12 protein-coding genes are annotated in these 15,051 nt (G+C 65.5%); all 12 read right to left on the reverse strand.

The window, feature by feature from the left end; translation table 11 throughout:
- On the reverse strand, positions 1-325 hold a 325-nt coding region (locus tag ACYQ1H_RS09180; protein WP_460027745.1), incomplete at its 3' end, for a hypothetical protein.
- Positions 322-1,743 carry a restriction endonuclease subunit S gene (locus ACYQ1H_RS09185; protein ID WP_460027746.1) on the reverse strand — a complete coding sequence of 474 codons (1,422 nt, stop codon included), beginning with the start codon at positions 1,741-1,743 and terminating at the stop codon, positions 322-324. The genes ACYQ1H_RS09180 and ACYQ1H_RS09185, both read right to left, overlap by 4 nt.
- A gap of 66 nt (positions 1,744-1,809) precedes the next feature.
- On the reverse strand, positions 1,810-2,724 hold the full coding sequence (locus ACYQ1H_RS09190; RefSeq protein WP_460027747.1) for an ORF6N domain-containing protein: 915 nt from the start codon (positions 2,722-2,724) through the stop codon (positions 1,810-1,812).
- Positions 2,721-4,463, reverse strand: coding sequence for a class I SAM-dependent DNA methyltransferase (locus ACYQ1H_RS09195; protein WP_460027748.1), 1,743 nt, complete (start codon positions 4,461-4,463; stop codon positions 2,721-2,723). Before ACYQ1H_RS09195 ends, ACYQ1H_RS09190 begins: the two co-directional genes overlap by 4 nt.
- A gap of 390 nt (positions 4,464-4,853) precedes the next feature.
- Entirely contained in the window at positions 4,854-6,539 is a 1,686-nt protein-coding gene (locus ACYQ1H_RS09200; RefSeq protein ID WP_460027749.1) for a calcium-binding protein, read from the reverse strand.
- Positions 6,540-6,795: 256 nt separating this feature from the next.
- Positions 6,796-7,224 carry a DUF6691 family protein gene (locus ACYQ1H_RS09205; protein ID WP_460027750.1) on the reverse strand — a complete coding sequence of 143 codons (429 nt, stop codon included), beginning with the start codon at positions 7,222-7,224 and terminating at the stop codon, positions 6,796-6,798.
- A complete protein-coding gene (locus tag ACYQ1H_RS09210; RefSeq protein ID WP_460027751.1) occupies positions 7,224-7,688 on the reverse strand; it encodes a YeeE/YedE family protein in 465 nt (154 codons plus the stop codon). The genes ACYQ1H_RS09205 and ACYQ1H_RS09210 overlap by 1 nt, the downstream gene beginning before the upstream one ends.
- A 64-nt stretch (positions 7,689-7,752) precedes the next feature.
- Positions 7,753-8,547: an SDR family NAD(P)-dependent oxidoreductase gene (locus tag ACYQ1H_RS09215; RefSeq protein WP_460027752.1), complete on the reverse strand. Its 795-nt coding sequence runs from the start codon at positions 8,545-8,547 to the stop codon at positions 7,753-7,755.
- 58 nt (positions 8,548-8,605) lie between these two features.
- Positions 8,606-11,707 carry an efflux RND transporter permease subunit gene (locus ACYQ1H_RS09220; RefSeq protein ID WP_460027753.1) on the reverse strand — a complete coding sequence of 1,034 codons (3,102 nt, stop codon included), beginning with the start codon at positions 11,705-11,707 and terminating at the stop codon, positions 8,606-8,608.
- The gene (locus tag ACYQ1H_RS09225) at positions 11,704-12,819 is read right to left on the reverse strand and encodes an efflux RND transporter periplasmic adaptor subunit (RefSeq protein ID WP_460027754.1); all 1,116 of its coding nucleotides are present in this window, start codon (positions 12,817-12,819) and stop codon (positions 11,704-11,706) included. Before ACYQ1H_RS09225 ends, ACYQ1H_RS09220 begins: the two co-directional genes overlap by 4 nt.
- Positions 12,816-14,336 carry an efflux transporter outer membrane subunit gene (locus ACYQ1H_RS09230; RefSeq protein WP_460027755.1) on the reverse strand — a complete coding sequence of 507 codons (1,521 nt, stop codon included), beginning with the start codon at positions 14,334-14,336 and terminating at the stop codon, positions 12,816-12,818. Before ACYQ1H_RS09230 ends, ACYQ1H_RS09225 begins: the two co-directional genes overlap by 4 nt.
- Positions 14,323-14,988: a CerR family C-terminal domain-containing protein gene (locus ACYQ1H_RS09235; RefSeq protein ID WP_460027756.1), complete on the reverse strand. Its 666-nt coding sequence runs from the start codon at positions 14,986-14,988 to the stop codon at positions 14,323-14,325. The genes ACYQ1H_RS09230 and ACYQ1H_RS09235 overlap by 14 nt, the downstream gene beginning before the upstream one ends.
- Positions 14,989-15,051: the final 63 nt, after the last annotated feature.

A 15,051-nucleotide genomic window follows, 5' to 3' on the forward strand; every position in this document is an offset into this window, starting at 1 on the left:
GAATGGCATCCACGAGATCCAGAAACACCGCGGCCTGATCCGACTGCTTGATAAACTCAGTAGCTGCCTCGTGCTGATTCGCTTGACGCCGCCCCTCCCAATGGTCGAGTTCGTCGAGATAGGCGTCACGATCAGCCCAGTACAACACTTCACTAACTGTGTAAGCGTATTCATGATCGGGGTCTTTCAACCCCTTGAATGAAAGGGGCTCTGATTCATCCAATACTTCATTGAAATCCCCATTGGACGAATACGCGGCCTGCAAGGCCTCTTCGACCTTATCCACTATCAGTTTGTTTTCGCGAAGTTTCTTGATGTCCATCATACCCCCCCGGCGGACTCAGCAAGGGCTGTTACCGACAGCTCGCCAGACATGAGTTTTGGGAGTAGCGTGTCGCGTAGCGTGGCCAAAGCTCGGTTTTCACCCAGGCGGGCACGGTATTCGAGAATCAGTGGGCTGACGACATCATTCCATTTCTTCAGCACATCATTTCCAGGCAACCTTATAGGTATATCTCCGACGTTTGCCAAACTTGCGTTTGCCTGCACTGCTTGCACCACTTTGGACGCGATAAAGTTTTTCGTTTCAATACTGCGTAACGTCAACCAGCACAACGCGAAATGATCTAGCTTGTCTTTAAGGCGAATAAACGCGATTGCCTGATTTACGTTCGATTCATTCAAGTCGTTATCTACGAAAGCCGTTCGCCCAATGGTGCCCGCGATAGAAAACAGAAGGTCATCAGTTTTAAGAATTGATCGTTTAAGTAAACTTTCGTGAATTGATCTGGCGATGAGCTCCAAATTACCCCGAGCGATTTCGCCGTCCTCAGAAATATCTTTAACCTTGACGAAAGGAACTATTGGTACGTCTTTGGCATTCGCAATATCTGACTTGTTCGGTGTCGTTCCCTTGGATATGACTTCAGCAAGTGTGCGCATATCGGAAACTATCCACCCCTTCGGAATCTCCCCCAACTCCGACTCCTCCATCTCATCCGGAAACAGCGCGGCGGTGGCGGCGAGTTGTTCGTATTGCTCGGGCGGCAGGGCGTCGAGGTCGGCGTCGGGCTTGCCGCTGATGGCGCTCATGGCGGCGCGCAGCGGGTCGCGGCCTTCTTGTTTGGCGGCGATCTTGGCTTTGACCGGGTCGAAATCGACAAACCACGATTTGAAAATGGCTTGCGCCATGGCTTCGAGGGTTTGGTTGATGCGGCGGTTGAGGTCGATTTTGTCGTCTATCGACCGCGCAACTTGGGCGATTCTTTTTTGCGATGCAAATGGCGGGAGCTTCATCTGCAAAGCCTGCATGCGCTTTGTGTCTAGCTTTCCTGCGCCAATTCCCGTCTCTTCGACTACCTCATCTAGAAGGAATCTTTCATTACCGACAAGCCAGTAAAGCAGGAACCATGGATCCAGCCTGTTTGAGTCTGGAATCAATGCCTTGACATCTTGATTGAACGCTAAGTCGCGGCAAGCCATGCCGACCGGAAGTCGATTGTGTAATGCACCCCCACGAACTAGAAGCAAGATGCTGTTGGTCGGGGCTAAACGGGAGCCAGCGCTTAGGCCGCTTTCTGTGATCTTTAGATCCGAGTCATAAAAGCGCGTACCGTACATTGAGTTGGCGCTAATCCATGGGATGTCGCCATTCCAGAACGACGGAGTTCCCTTATTCGGCGTCCCGCCTGACAGCCAGGTGGTTACCGAGCCGAGCGTAACTTCTGACCAATCAGCACTCATAACCCAGCCCCGCCAAGTTCTTCTTGATCTCCCCCTCCAGCTTGGCGCTTGCGGCAAACTGCGCGGTCATTTCAGCACCTCCCGCACCCGCTCCATGATGCTCAGCGATGCCGTGTCCATGCGCGAGAAGGCGAAACACTTCTTGCCCAGGTCTTTCAGGGATGCGCCAATGTGGTAGACCGTTTCATCGTCGAGGATCAGGAAGCGGTCATGGCTATGCGGAAAAGCCTCAACCCGGATGGGCGGGTATTGGCGGTTGTGCTTTTTCAAATCCTGCTCCAGTTGCGGGCTGATGCTCTTGGTTAACAGGGTGGCGCTGACGCCTTGCGGGCGCTTGGCAAGCTGGAGCAATACACTGTCGTCGATGAAGTTGTCGATAAGCATGATCGAACGCTGGGCGCTGCGCAGCAGGTCATTGATGAAGACATAGGCATCGAATACCTGCCCATCGAAGAAAACGCCCTGTACCGGTTGGAGGTTTGCGGTTTCCAGGGCGCTAAACAACTGTTCAAAACGCTGATCGGCGTGGATTTCATGGGCGATCTGACGCTTTTCAAGCGTTTCGAGGCGATCCAGCAGGGGCGTGCTGGCGGCCAGCAGGCGGCGCATGGAGACAAAGGCGCGCATGATGGCGATATTGACTTCGATGGCTCGCTCGCTGGTCAGTACCGAGGAAAGTGCTGCAACACCTTGTTCTGTAAAGGCGAATGGCATGGCACCGCCGAGCACGCCCTTGGTGGGTATCACAGATTGTGATACCAGCATGTCCACCTCGTGTTCCTCAAGCACGAACATGAAATCATCGGGGAAGCGTCGGATATTGCGCTTGACCGCCTGTTTGAGTGCGCGTGTTTCTACCTGATAAAGCGCGGCCAAATCCCGATCCAGCATGACTTTCTCCCCGCGCAGGGTATGGATCAGGCCTCGTAGGCTTTCTTCGCACAGGGCGATATCCATAATGACCATGCGTTCGTCGCTCATAGGGTGTACCCCAACCCTGCCAGATTCTTTCTGATCTCCCCCTCCAGCCTGGCACTTTCCCCAAACTGCTCCGCCAACTGCGCCGTCAGCCGCGCCATTTTGTCGGCGAAAACTTCCCCGTCTTCTTCCTGCGCCTCAGCGCCCACATAGCGCCCCGGCGTCAGCACATGCTCGTGCTTGCGAATGTCGTCGAGCGAAGCGGAGTAGCAGAAACCGGGGATGTCTTGATAGGCCCCCTCACCCCGGCCCTCTCCCGCGAGGGGAGAGGGGGAAGAGTGTTGCCAAGCATGGAAGGTGTCGGCGATTTTCTGGATGTCTTCGGGACGGAAATCGCGCAGCACGCGGTCTTTCATGTAACCAAGTTGGCGGGCGTCGATGAACAGGAACTGGCCGCGCCGATCGCGCTTTTTCTTGTCGAGGTTGAAGCCGTTGGCCTTGTCTTTCGTCAGGAACCAGATGCAGGCCGGGATTTGGGTGTTGGTGAAGAGCTGGCCGGGCAGGGCGACCATGCATTCCACGAAGTCGCGTTCGATCAGCTGCTTGCGGATTTCGCCTTCGTTATTGGTGTTGCTGCTCATCGAGCCGTTGGCCAGCAGCAGCGCCATGCTGCCCGCCGGGGCCAGGTGGTAAAGCATGTGCTGCAACCAGGCGAAGTTGGCGTTGCCCTGCGGTGGCGTGCCAGCCATCCAGCGCGGGTCGCTGGCGAGCTTCTCGTTCCACCATTCCTTCATGTTGAAGGGCGGGTTGGCCATGACGAAGTCGGCGCGTAGGTCGGGGTGCAGGTCGTTCAGCAGCGTGTCGCCCGGTGCGCCACCAAAGTTGAAGTCGATGCCGCGGATAGCCATGTTCATCGCGGCGAGGCGCCAGGTGGTGGGGTTGCTTTCCTGGCCGTAAACGCTGATCTGCCCGGTTTTGCCATTGGCGACCTTGCCACCGTGCTGTTCGATGAACTCTTCGCTCTGCACAAAAAAGCCGCCCGAACCCATGGCCGGGTCGTACACCCGGCCCTTGAAGGGCTGCAGCATTTCCACGGTCAACGTGACGATGCTTTTGGGCGTGTAGTACTGGCCGCCCTTCTTGCCTTCGGCCAACGCGAACTGCCCAAGGAAATATTCGTAGACGTGGCCGAGGATGTCCTTGCTTTTGAGATTGAGCGGCTGGCCGTTGTATTCCTTGCGGTTGAAGTCGGTGTCGGAGAAGTGGGCGATCAGGTCGGCCAGCTTGTGCGAGTCGATCTGGGTGCGGGCGAAGTCCTTATTTAAAACGTTCTTGAGTTTTTTCTCGTTCTCGCGCTCGATGGCCTCCATGGCGTTGTCGATCAGCCAGCCGACGCTGCGCATTTCTTCCGGCTCGTCCTTCCCGGGTTTGTTCCAGGGCAGCGGGGCTTTGGGCGGCAATTGGGCGCAATCACGCAGGGTTTGCCAGCGCGCTTCCAGCGGCACCCAGAACACGTTTTTCTCGGTGTAGTAGTCGCGGACCTCCAGTTCGGCGGCGATATGGCCCTCGTAGTCGTCGGCATAGTCCTCCGGGGCCATGTAGTAGTCGTGATCCGGGTCGCGGAACTGGGCGTTCAACTCCTTCTGACGCTCCTCGAAAGCATCGGAGACGTATTTCAGAAAAATCAGGCCCAGCACGACGTGCTTGTACACGGCGGCATCCAGGTTGGAGCGCAGCTTGTCGGCGGCGGTCCAGAGTTTCTTTTCGAGATCGTTGAAGAACGGCTGTTCAATGGGGTTCATGGATTGTTCCCTGATGAATTTGCCTGAGCAGGCGCAGGTTGACGGTTAGAGAGTGCGTGTCGTGAACGGCTCAGTATCCCGTAACTCCGCCGCGCGTGGCAGCGGATGGTGATGGCGACCTTTGTGGAATCCGGCTGGCGCCGAGGCGTTGCCGGGAGGGCCATCGCTGATCGGCTTCCCGGCGGTTGCCGGCGGAAAGCCGCATGGATGGCCGGTCGCGTCAAGGGATGGGCCGGGAGATTCTGGCGTTTTCCCGCGCCAGATGTCGCGGCCATGCCGCCTGTTGGCGGCATGGCGTTTGAACCGCCCTGCGGGCGGGTCCAGCGACGGGCTGGCTGTGATCTGCCCGGGTGCGCGCCGGAAAGGAACCCGGGTTTTATCGCCCGCGCATCAATACTGCGTGTTGTCCGGGTAAACCCGGGTGCAGGGGCCGGTGATGATGTCACCCTCATCGGCCATCACAAGATTTTCAGGTGCCTTGCATACAATCTTGTCGCCCGGTCTGCCATCCAGCGCGTTGATGCGGGTCAGCCCGCTGCCGCCGATCAGCGTGTCCTTGCCGGGTCCACCGATGAGCAAGGTTTCAACCCCTCCTTCCACTTCGATTCGGTCATTGCCCAGTCCGCCATTGGCCGCGGTCTGGTTGGCGGAAAGCAAGAATCTGTCATTGCCGGGACCGCCGAATCCGACCGATTTCGGGTTTTCCAGGTTGATCGTATCGTTCTCGAGGCCACCGAACAGGACGCTGCCCTCCTGCAGGCTGCTCAGCTGGTCTGCCCGGGGTGTTCCATATTGGAGGCTACCCATCTGGGCCACACCCGCTTTTGCCTCGCGACAGATCACCTGAAGCTGAACCCGGGTGTTGGCGCGCTCCCTTGGCAGGCGGACCTGGCCACCGAACAGTCCCTTGACCTTGATGGGTTCCACATCATTTGCGCTGACATCCCGGGGTTCTCCCCAGGCTTCGGCGTTGACGGGTTTCATGCCCCTGGGACAAAGCGCATACAGGGGGGTGCGCCCATCGCCGACGACATTTTGCACAACGATACCTGGGCCTTGCGGCGTCATCTCCGCCCCGGCCTGGTTGACCGCCGGGCCGGAAAGGCTGGGCGTCGCATCGGTTTGCGGCACTGAAACAGGGGCCGTGTGCGTCTGGCCCCCTGTGGCGGTGTATTTCTGGGTGAGCTTGACCTGATGGGAATCGCTCTGGGAGCCCACCCAGCCGGTCGTGGGGGGCGTGGGTGCCGGATCAGCCTGTACATCCGGATTTGTCGGCATGGCGGCATAGATCAGCACCGTCCCGGGCGTCGGGAAGAGCGGGTTTTCGTCTGGGTCCTGGCCGGCAAAGGTGGTCAGGATCGTGGTATTGCCGTTGCCGTCCAGTATCCCCTTGCCAATGATCCAGTCAGCATACGGATTGGCGGCCTTCGTGCTGGAGGCGTCTTTTTGCTGGTAAAGGTACACGGTGCCCTGAGCGGGACTGTTGCCATAGGGCGCGGCAACGGACACGCTCACCATCGCCGGCGTCCCGAGGTCAACCTTGCCTGGATAGCCTGTGATTTTCGTGGTGGTGATGTACACCTTGTTGGTCCTGATATCGCCATGGTTGCCGTTGCAGTTATGGAGATACTGGTCGTCGGCAACCCCGCCATTCTCCTGTGTCTGCCACAGCACCCCCGCGCCCCAGTGCCGGCTGCCATCCTCCGTATTCTGCGCCCAATAGGTTATGGAAGAGCCAAAATCCGTCGCCTCGTACATGTGGTCGATGCTGACGCCCCCGGATTGGCCCTTGCAGGTGTACTGCTTTTGGTAGCCCGGTGCAGTGCTGCTGGTCCACGTCTGGGTTTCGAAGGCTCCGATCTTCCTGTTGTCGAGCCCTGCCGTATAGGCGCATTCGTAAAGTCCGTTGGTGGAGGCCATGAGGGAATCACTGCTGCCACCGGTCGCCGAACTGCAGCTCGGAGGTTTTGGCGAGGCGTCGGCAACGGCTTGAGGAATGCCACCGGACCATGGCGAAGCGGCGGCCATCAGGAAAAGTCCCGTCCTTAACCATCCGGTTATTGGTTGTTCTTGCATCGCGGTCATCTCCCTGCAGGCTGGATTCCGGCTGTGGCATTAAAGGCGTTATCGGTTGCCGCGGGTGGAGGCTATAGGTCTGAAAATGATCTTGCAACCGCATGCTTGACCCCGCCTGTCCCAAGCCGCCATGCGTTTCCCAAGGTTCCGGAATGGCCGGGCCTCGGGGGACGACTGGCGGCGTCCCGGGTGGTGATCGGTCCCGATGCATGTGAGGACCCCGGTGCGGGTGGATGCCGGGGCATCCGGTGGCTTGTCAATCTTCTCCCTCGCGGCGCGGAGGGAACCAGCGCCCCTGGACATAGGCCCCGGCGGCGATGCCGGCCAGGGCGAACAGCAGCGGCCAGTTGCCGACGCCGAGGCCGGCGATGGCGGGACCCGGACAGACGCCGGTCATGCCCCAGCCGACGCCGAACAGGGCGGCACCCAGCAGCGTCCGCCCGTTCAGGGCCGAGGCATGCCGGTGAAAGTGCGGCTCCAGCAAGGGCCGCCGCAGCAGGCGCGGACCCAGCTGGTAGGCCAGCAGTGCGACCATGACCGCGCCGCCCAGCACCAGGAGCAGGCCGAGGTCGCGGAACAGCAGGAAATCCAGCACGACTTCCGGTTTCACCATCGTCGCCACCGACAGCCCCAGGCCGAACAGGGCGCCGCAGCCGAGGACGGCAATCGCGGACAGGGCGCGCATCAGGCCACCCCCAGCGCGCGCAGCAGATGGGCGACGCCGATCGCCGTTGCCAGGAAGGTGGCGACGGCCAGCAGCGCCGGCGCTTGCAGGGAGGCCAGTCCGCAGATGCCGTGGCCGGCCGTGCAGCCGTTGCCGAGGCGGGCGCCGAAGCCGATGAAGAAACCGCCGATCAGCAGCCGCCAGGCCGGCACCTGGGTCTGGAACGGCTCGCCGCCGGCCAGCAGGTAGGTCAGGCCGCCGAGAACCAGGCCGGCGGCGTAGACCAGTCGCCAGCCGCGACTGCCCAGAAAGCGCGGCAGATGAAAGAAGGGCGCCTGGCTGACGAACGACCAGGTCGAGGTGAACACGGTGCTCATGCCGCCGATCAGGCCGGTCAGGAGAAACAGGAGTCCAACCGCCGCGCCGATCATCAGGCCGCCGGCGAGGTAATGGGTCATGCCCTCAGGGAACAGGTCGGTCAGCATCGCGCCCTCGATCGAATGCAAAAGGCGCGCAGTTTACCGGATGCGGCGGACCCGCTGTGGCCGCTCAGCCGTCCTCGCACCATGTCCGCATGGCGCGGGCCGACAGCGGCAGCAGCCAGCGCCGGGGCAGGTGGCGGGATACCCCGGCGAGCAGGCGGTTCCGCCAGCCGGGGATGGCTTCGAAGCGTCCCGCCTGCAGGGCGTTCAGGGCCGCCTCGACCACGGCCTCGGGTGTCTGCATGAGCGGCATGTCCGGCGCCCGGCCGGCACCGAATCCGGCCACCGCGAAGAACTCGGTGCGGGTCGGTCCCGGGCACAGCGCCAGCACGCGCACGCCGGTACCGGCGCACTCGGCCGCCAGGGCTTGCGAGAAGGCCAGCAGGAACGCCTTGGTGGCGCCGTAAACGGCCAGGTAGGGTGTCGGCTGGAAGGCGGCGAGCGAGGCGACGTTGACGATGGCGCCCCGGCCACGTGCCTTCATCGCCGGCAGGACGTGGCGGCAGAGCGCCATGGGGCCGGCGACGTTGACCCTCAGCATGGCCTCGTAATCGGCCAGCGGCTGCGCTTCGAAGGCGCCGACGCGACCGAAGCCGGCGTTGTTGACCAGCATCTCGACCACCCAGCCCGCCGCCTCGCAATGCCGGCAAAGCGCCTCCGCCGCGCCTGCCGCGGCAAGATCCAGCGCCACGGTTTCCACCGGCACCGCGTGCCGATCCCGCAGTTCCGCCTGCAGGGCCTGCAGGCGGGCGGAATCGCGCGCGGTCAGGATCACGGGTTGGCCCGCGGCGGCGAGGCGGCGGGCGAAGGCGGCGCCGATACCGCGGCTAGCGCCGGTGACGAGGGTATATCCGGTGGTCATGGAGGGCTCCTCTCGGAATGACGGTGAGGGTTTCGCCGGCGCCGCCGCCAGGGTGCCGCTAGGGGGTGCCGGGGGGCGCGCGGCCGGCAGACCGCGACGGCAGCCAGCCGAGGATCAGCTGCTTGATGTCGTCCAGCACCGTATAGACCGGCGGGATCACCAGCAGGCTGAGGATCGTCGAGGTCACCAGGCCGCCGATGACGGCATAGGCCATGGGGCTGCGGAAGGAGGCGTCGGCGGCGCCGAAACCCAGGGCCACGGGCAGCATGCCGGCACCCATGGCGATGGTGGTCATGACCACCGGGCGGGCGCGCTTGTGGCAGGCGTCGAGCAGGGCTTCGAAGCGGCCCAGGCCCAGCTCGCGGCGGGCGACGATGGCGTACTCGACCAGCAGGATGGAATTCTTGGTGGCGATGCCCATCAGCATCACCAGGCCGATCAGGGATGGCATCGACAGCGCCTTGTCGGCCAGCAGCAGGGCCACGAAGCCGCCGCCGAAGGCCAGCGGCAGGGCGGCGAGGATGGTGACCGGCTGCAGGAAATCCTTGAACAGCAGCACCAGCACCACGAAGATGCACAGCACGCCGGTCAGCATGGCGAGGCCGAAGCTGCCGAACAGCTCGGCCATCATCTCGGCGTCGCCGACATTGACCTGGCGCACGCCGGCCGGCAGGTTCCGCAGGCTCGGCAGCTGGCCGACCCGTTCGGTCACCTCGCCCAGCGGCAGGCCGGACAGCTCGATCTCCAGATTGATGTTGCGGGCGCGGTCGTAGCGGTTGATGACGGCGGGGCCGCTGGTCAGCTCCAGCTGCGCCACCTGGCCCAGCATCACCGAGCCGGCGCCGGCCTTGGTCGAGGGCACGGCCAGCCGCTCCAGCAGGTGCAGGTCGGCGCGGCCGCTGGCGTTCAGCCGCACCATCACCGGCACCTGCCGCTGCGACAGGTTGAGCTTGGGCAGCAGCCAGTCGTAATCGCCGACGGTGGCGATGCGCAGGGTTTCGGCGATGGCGGCGGAGGTGACGCCAAGGTCGGCGGCGCGGGCGAAATCCGGGCGCACGGCGATTTCCGGTCGCACCAGGGCGGCGGTGGAGGCGATGTTGCCGAGGCCGGGCAGCGTCCTGAGATCGCGTTCGACGTTGACGGCGGCGCGGTTCAGCGCCGCGGGATCGTCCCCGCTCAGCACCAGCACGTATTTTTCCCCGGAGCCGCCCAGGCCGACCTTGGTGCGCACGCCGGGCAGGGTTTCCAGGGCCGCGCGGATCCGGTTCTCGATGACCTGCTTGCGCACCGGCCGGTCCCTGCGGTCCGCCAGGGTGACCGTCAGGGTGGCCTTGCGCACCTCGCCGCCGGTCTGGGTTGCCATCGGGTCGCTGCCGGCGGTGCCGCCACCGATGGTGGTGTAGACGGTCCTGACGTAGGGCACGCGGGCCACCTGCTGCCGGGCCGCTTCGGCCGCCGCCGAGGTCTGCGCCAGCGTCGAACCCGGTGGCAGTTCCACGAACACCTGGGTCTGGGGATTGTCGTCGGCCGGGATGAAGCCGGTCGGCAGCAGCGGGATCAGCAGCAGCGAGCCGATGAAGAACCCGGCGGCGCCGGCCAGGGTGACGAAACGGTGCCGCAGGCACCAGGTCGCCAGTCGCAGATAGCCGCGCATCAGCCAGCCGCTGCGCGCGTCGTCGCCATGGGCGATGTCCTTGAGCAGGTAGGCCGACATCATCGGCGTCAGCATGCGGGCCACCACCAGCGAGGCGAACACCGCCAGCGCGGCGGTCCAGCCGAACTGCTTGAAGAAGCGGCCGACCACCCCGCTCATGAAGGCGGTGGGCAGGAACACCGCGATCAGGGCGAAGGTGGTGGCGATTACCGCCAGGCCGATCTCGTCGGCCGCCTCCATCGCCGCCTGATAGGGCGTCTTACCCATGTGCAGATGGCGGACGATGTTCTCGACCTCGACGATGGCGTCGTCGACCAGGATGCCGACCACCAGCGACAGGGCCAGCAGCGACACCACGTTGAGCGAGAAGCCGAAGGCATGCATGCCGATGAAGGTCGGGATGGCCGACAGCGGCAGCGCCACGGCGGCGATGAAGGTTGCCCGCCAGTCCCGCAGGAACAGCCACACCACCAGCACCGCCAGCGCCGCGCCCTCGTAGAGCAGCGCCATGGAGGCCTGGAATTCCTCCTCGACCGGCTTGACGAAGTTGAACGCCTCGGTGAACACCAGGTCGGGCGTGGCCCGTTGCAACTCGGCCAGCACCCGGCGCACCTCGGCACCGACCTCCAGCTCGCTGGCGCCGCGGCTGCGGCTGATCTCGAAGCCGACCACCGGCCGGCCGTCGAGGCGCGCCTCGGCGCGCGGCTCGGCCACCGTGTCGCTGACCTCGGCGAGCTGCTCCAGGCGGATGCGCCGGCCGCCGGACAGCGACAGCTCCAGGGTGCGCAACGCCTCCGCCGAGGCCACCGTGGCCAGGGTGCGCACCGGCTGTTCGCCGCTGCCGAGCTGGGTGCGGCCGCCGGCGCTCTCGCGCTGGACGTCGCGCAACTGGCGGGAGACCTCGGCGGCCGTGGTGCCCAGGGCCTGGAGCTTGATCGGGTCGAGGGCGATGGCGATCTCGCGGTTGACGCCGCCGACCCGGGTCACCGCGCCGACGCCGGGTATGGCCAGCAAGCGCTTGGACAGCGTGTCGTCGACGAACCAGGACAGGGCCTCGTCGTCGCGCTGCGCCGAAGCCAGGGTGTAGGCCAGGATCGGTGACTTGATCAGGTCCAGCTTGCTGACCACCGGATCGCGGAGATCGCTGGGCAGGTCGGCGCGGACCTTGGAAACCGCCGAGCGGGCATCGTCCAAGGCTTCCTCGACCGGCTTCTCCAGGCGGAATTCCAGCGTCAGGGTGACGTTGCCGTCCTGAATCTGGGTGGTGATGTGCTTGAGCCCCTGCAGCGTGGCGATGGCGTTCTCCAGCTTGCGGGCGACCTCGGCTTCCAGCTGCGGCGGCGCGGCGCCGGGCAGGCTGGCGCTGATGGTGACGGTCGGCAGGTCCAGATCGGGGAAGTTCTGGACCTTCATGGCCGCAAAGCCCATCAGCCCGCCGACGGTCAGCAGCAGGAACAGCATCACCGCCGGCAGCGGCGTGCGGATGCAGGCCGCGGAAATGTTCATGGCACCACCCGCACGGTGTCGCCGTCGCTGAGGAAGGCGGCGCCGCTGGCCACCAGCCGGTCGTCGGGCGTCAACCCGCCGAGGATCTCGATGCGGTCGCCGGCGCTGCGGCCGAGCGTCACCTTGACCTGCGTCACCCGCGCCAGTCCGTTCCGCGGCGCCTCGCCGAGCCGGAAGACGTAACTGAAGCCCTCGCGCAGGGACAGCGCCGCGCGGGGCACGGTCAAGGCGGTCTGCGCGCCATGGCGGAATTCGCCATGGGCGAACATGCCGGGCTTGAAGCCGGCCGCGCTGGCCTCGGGCAGGTCGACGTAGACCAGGGCGTTGCGGCTCTGCGGGTCCAGCGTCGGTCCGATGGCGCGGATCCGGCCCGTGACCTGGCCGATGTCCGGTACCTCCACCCGCGCCGGCAATCCCGGTTTCAGCCAGGGCAGCTCGGCCGCGGTCACCTCGGCCCGCCACTCCAGCCGGTTCTGCCGGACCAGCCGGAACAGTTCCTGGCCCTCGCCGGTCACGGCGCCGAGCGTCGCGCTGCGGCTGGAAACGACACCGTCGTCGTTGGCCACCACCCGGGTATGGCCGAGCCGCAGCAGCTGCTGATCCAGCTGCGCCCGCGCCAGTTTCATGCGCGCTTCCGCCGTCTTCTCGCCGGTCAGGTACTGGCCGACCTGCTGCGCGCTGAGGGCGCCGTCCTCGATCACCTGGCGCACCCGCTGGGCGTTCAGGCGGGCCTCGTGCAGGTTGGCTTCCGCCTCGGCCAGCGCCGCCTGGCTCTGCGCCACGTCGACGGCCACGCGCTCGCGGTCGAACACCGCCAGCACCTGGCCCTTGCGCACCTGGTCGCCGACCTGGGCGTGGATCTCGGTCAGCCGCAGGCCGCCGACCTCGGCGCCGATGATGGCTTCCTGCCAGGCGGCGATGGAGCCATTGGCGCTGAGCATCAGCGGCAGCTCGCGCAGTTCCGGCCGGATCAGCTCGACATTCAGCGCCGGCTGGGGCGCGGCCGGCTCGGGCGGCGGCTCGGCATGCGGCGACAGGGCGGCGAGCCCGAGTCCGGCTGCGAGCGCTGCGAGCAGGAGGGCGGTCAGCGCCCGCGAGGATGGCGGTTTCATGAGGGGTTCTCCGTCGTCCCGGCAGCCGGCCGGGCGGCTTCACCGGCACCGGGTGCGCCGGCCAGGGCGTGGTTGTCGCTGTCCTCCCAGCCGCCACCGGCCGCCCGGTAGAGCGCGATCCAGGCGGATACCCGCTCCTGTTCCAGATCGGCGACGGTGCGCTCGGCATTGAGCGCCTGCCGCCGCGAGGCCTCGACATCGATCAGGTTGCCAAGACCGATCCGGTACAGCTGGTCGGTGGCGCGGAAGTTGTCGCGGTAGCCCCGCACGGCGGCGCGGGCTTCCGGCAGGCGTTCCTCGGCGTTGTGCAGGCGCACCAGGGCGTCCTCGACCTCCTTGACCGCGGTCCGGACGGTGGCCCGGAATTTCGAGGCCGACGCCTCGTAGCGCGCCCGGGCGGCCTCGACATCGGCGGCACGCTTGCCGGCGTCGAAGATCGGCAGCGTCAGGGTCGGGCCGATCTGCCAAGTGTGCGCCAGGTAGAGGGCGGCGCCGTTGATGCTCTGCAGCGTCGGCGTGACGTTGCCGGACAGGCTGAGCCGTGGGTAGCGCTTGGCCTCTTCCACGCCGATGCTGGCGCTGGCCTCGGCCACCTGGCGCTCGGCGGCGGCGACATCGGGCCGCTGCATCAGCGCCCGGGCCGGTATCCCGCCCAGGCGGAACGGCGGCGGTTCCGGCAGGCGGGCGAGCTGCCCGGGCTGGGCGGTGAGCCGGTGGCGGACCTCCGCCTCGCCGAGGCCGGTCAGGGCGACCAGGCTCTTGACGGCGCGCTCGCAGACGCCGTGCTGGCGCGCCAGCAGTTCCTGGCCATCGGCGGCGCTGGCCTGCGACAGCGCCACGTCGGCGGGCGCGCGCAGCCCGACCTGTCCAGCCACTTCGACCAGACGGGCCGAGGCCCTGCGCGAGGCGGCGTCGGCCGCGGCGATGTTCACCAGCGCCTGGCAGTGGCGATAGCCGAGATAGGCGTTGGCGACCTCGACCGCCACGGCGACCCGGGCATCGTGCCAGGCATCGGTGCGGGCGTCGAGCTGGCTGAGGGCGGCCTCGCGCTGCCGGGCGATGCCGCCGAAGAGATCGATTTCCCAGCTGGACTGCAAGCCGGTCTGATAGCGGGTCCACTCGAACACCGGCCCGCCGAAGCTGCCTTCCTGGCGGACGAAATCGGTCTGCGAATTGAGGTTCGGCAGCCCGGCGGCGATGGCGCCGACCATGCCGGCGCGGGCTTCGTCGATGCGCGAACGGGCCTCCGCGACCGAGGCGCTCTCCCGCTGGGCCGCGGCCAGGAACCGCGCCAGCACGCGATCGTCGAAGCGATCCCACCAGCGCTTGAGGCTGGCCGGGTCGCCGCCGTGGGCGCGCGGAACGTCCGGCTGCGGCGCCTGCCAGCGGGGTGCGGCGGGCACCGCCGGTTCCCCGTAATCGGGGCCGACCGTGGTGATCAGCCCGCCGCCGCAGCCGCCCAGCAGCGCCATGCCGAGGAGGAGGGCGGCCCGCCGCCCGGGCTCAGCCGCCGGCATGCTGCTGCTGGGCGGCCAGACGCCGGGCTTCGCCTGTGATCATGGACAGCGCGTAGCCCGACAGCCGCTCGGCCAGGATGTCGATGGCGGCCGGGTCCATGAGGATCTCGGGCTGGATGGCGGCGACGATCTCCTGGCCGGCATAGAAATGCACGGCCATGCCCATGATGGCGAAGGCCAGGCGATGGATGTCGGTGTCCGGGCAGGCCGTGCCCAGGTGCCGGCGCAGCAGCATCGCCAGGGCGTCGTGGTGGGGCTTGATCTCGGCATCGATCTCGTGGCGCCAGGCGCCGGTCGGCTCGATCATTTCGCGGATGTGCAGCTTCATCACCAGGCGGAAATCCTCGCCGCGCTTGAGCGGTTCGAGGAAATCCCGGAACAGCTGTCCCAGCGCCGCCGCCAGCGGCAACTCGGCATAGCGCTCGCGGTTCAGGCGGGCGGGGAGATCGGCCATCGGCTCCGTGAAGGCGGCCCGGTAGAGACCGGCCTTGTCGCCGAAGTAGTAGCGGATGGCGGAGATGTTGGCGCCCGCGGCCTCGGCGATTTCGCGGGTGCCGGCGGCTTCGTAGCCTTTTTCGGCGAACAGCCGCAGGGCTGCCTGGACCAGCCGGCTGCGGGCGCTGGGGCCGGCCGGGGTGTCGTGTGGTGGCATGATGGGGGAGGGGTCAGGTTTCAATCAAACGATTGATCATAATGTCTCAATCGATTGATTGAC

It is taken from the genome of Methyloparacoccus murrellii (genome assembly GCF_054657115.1).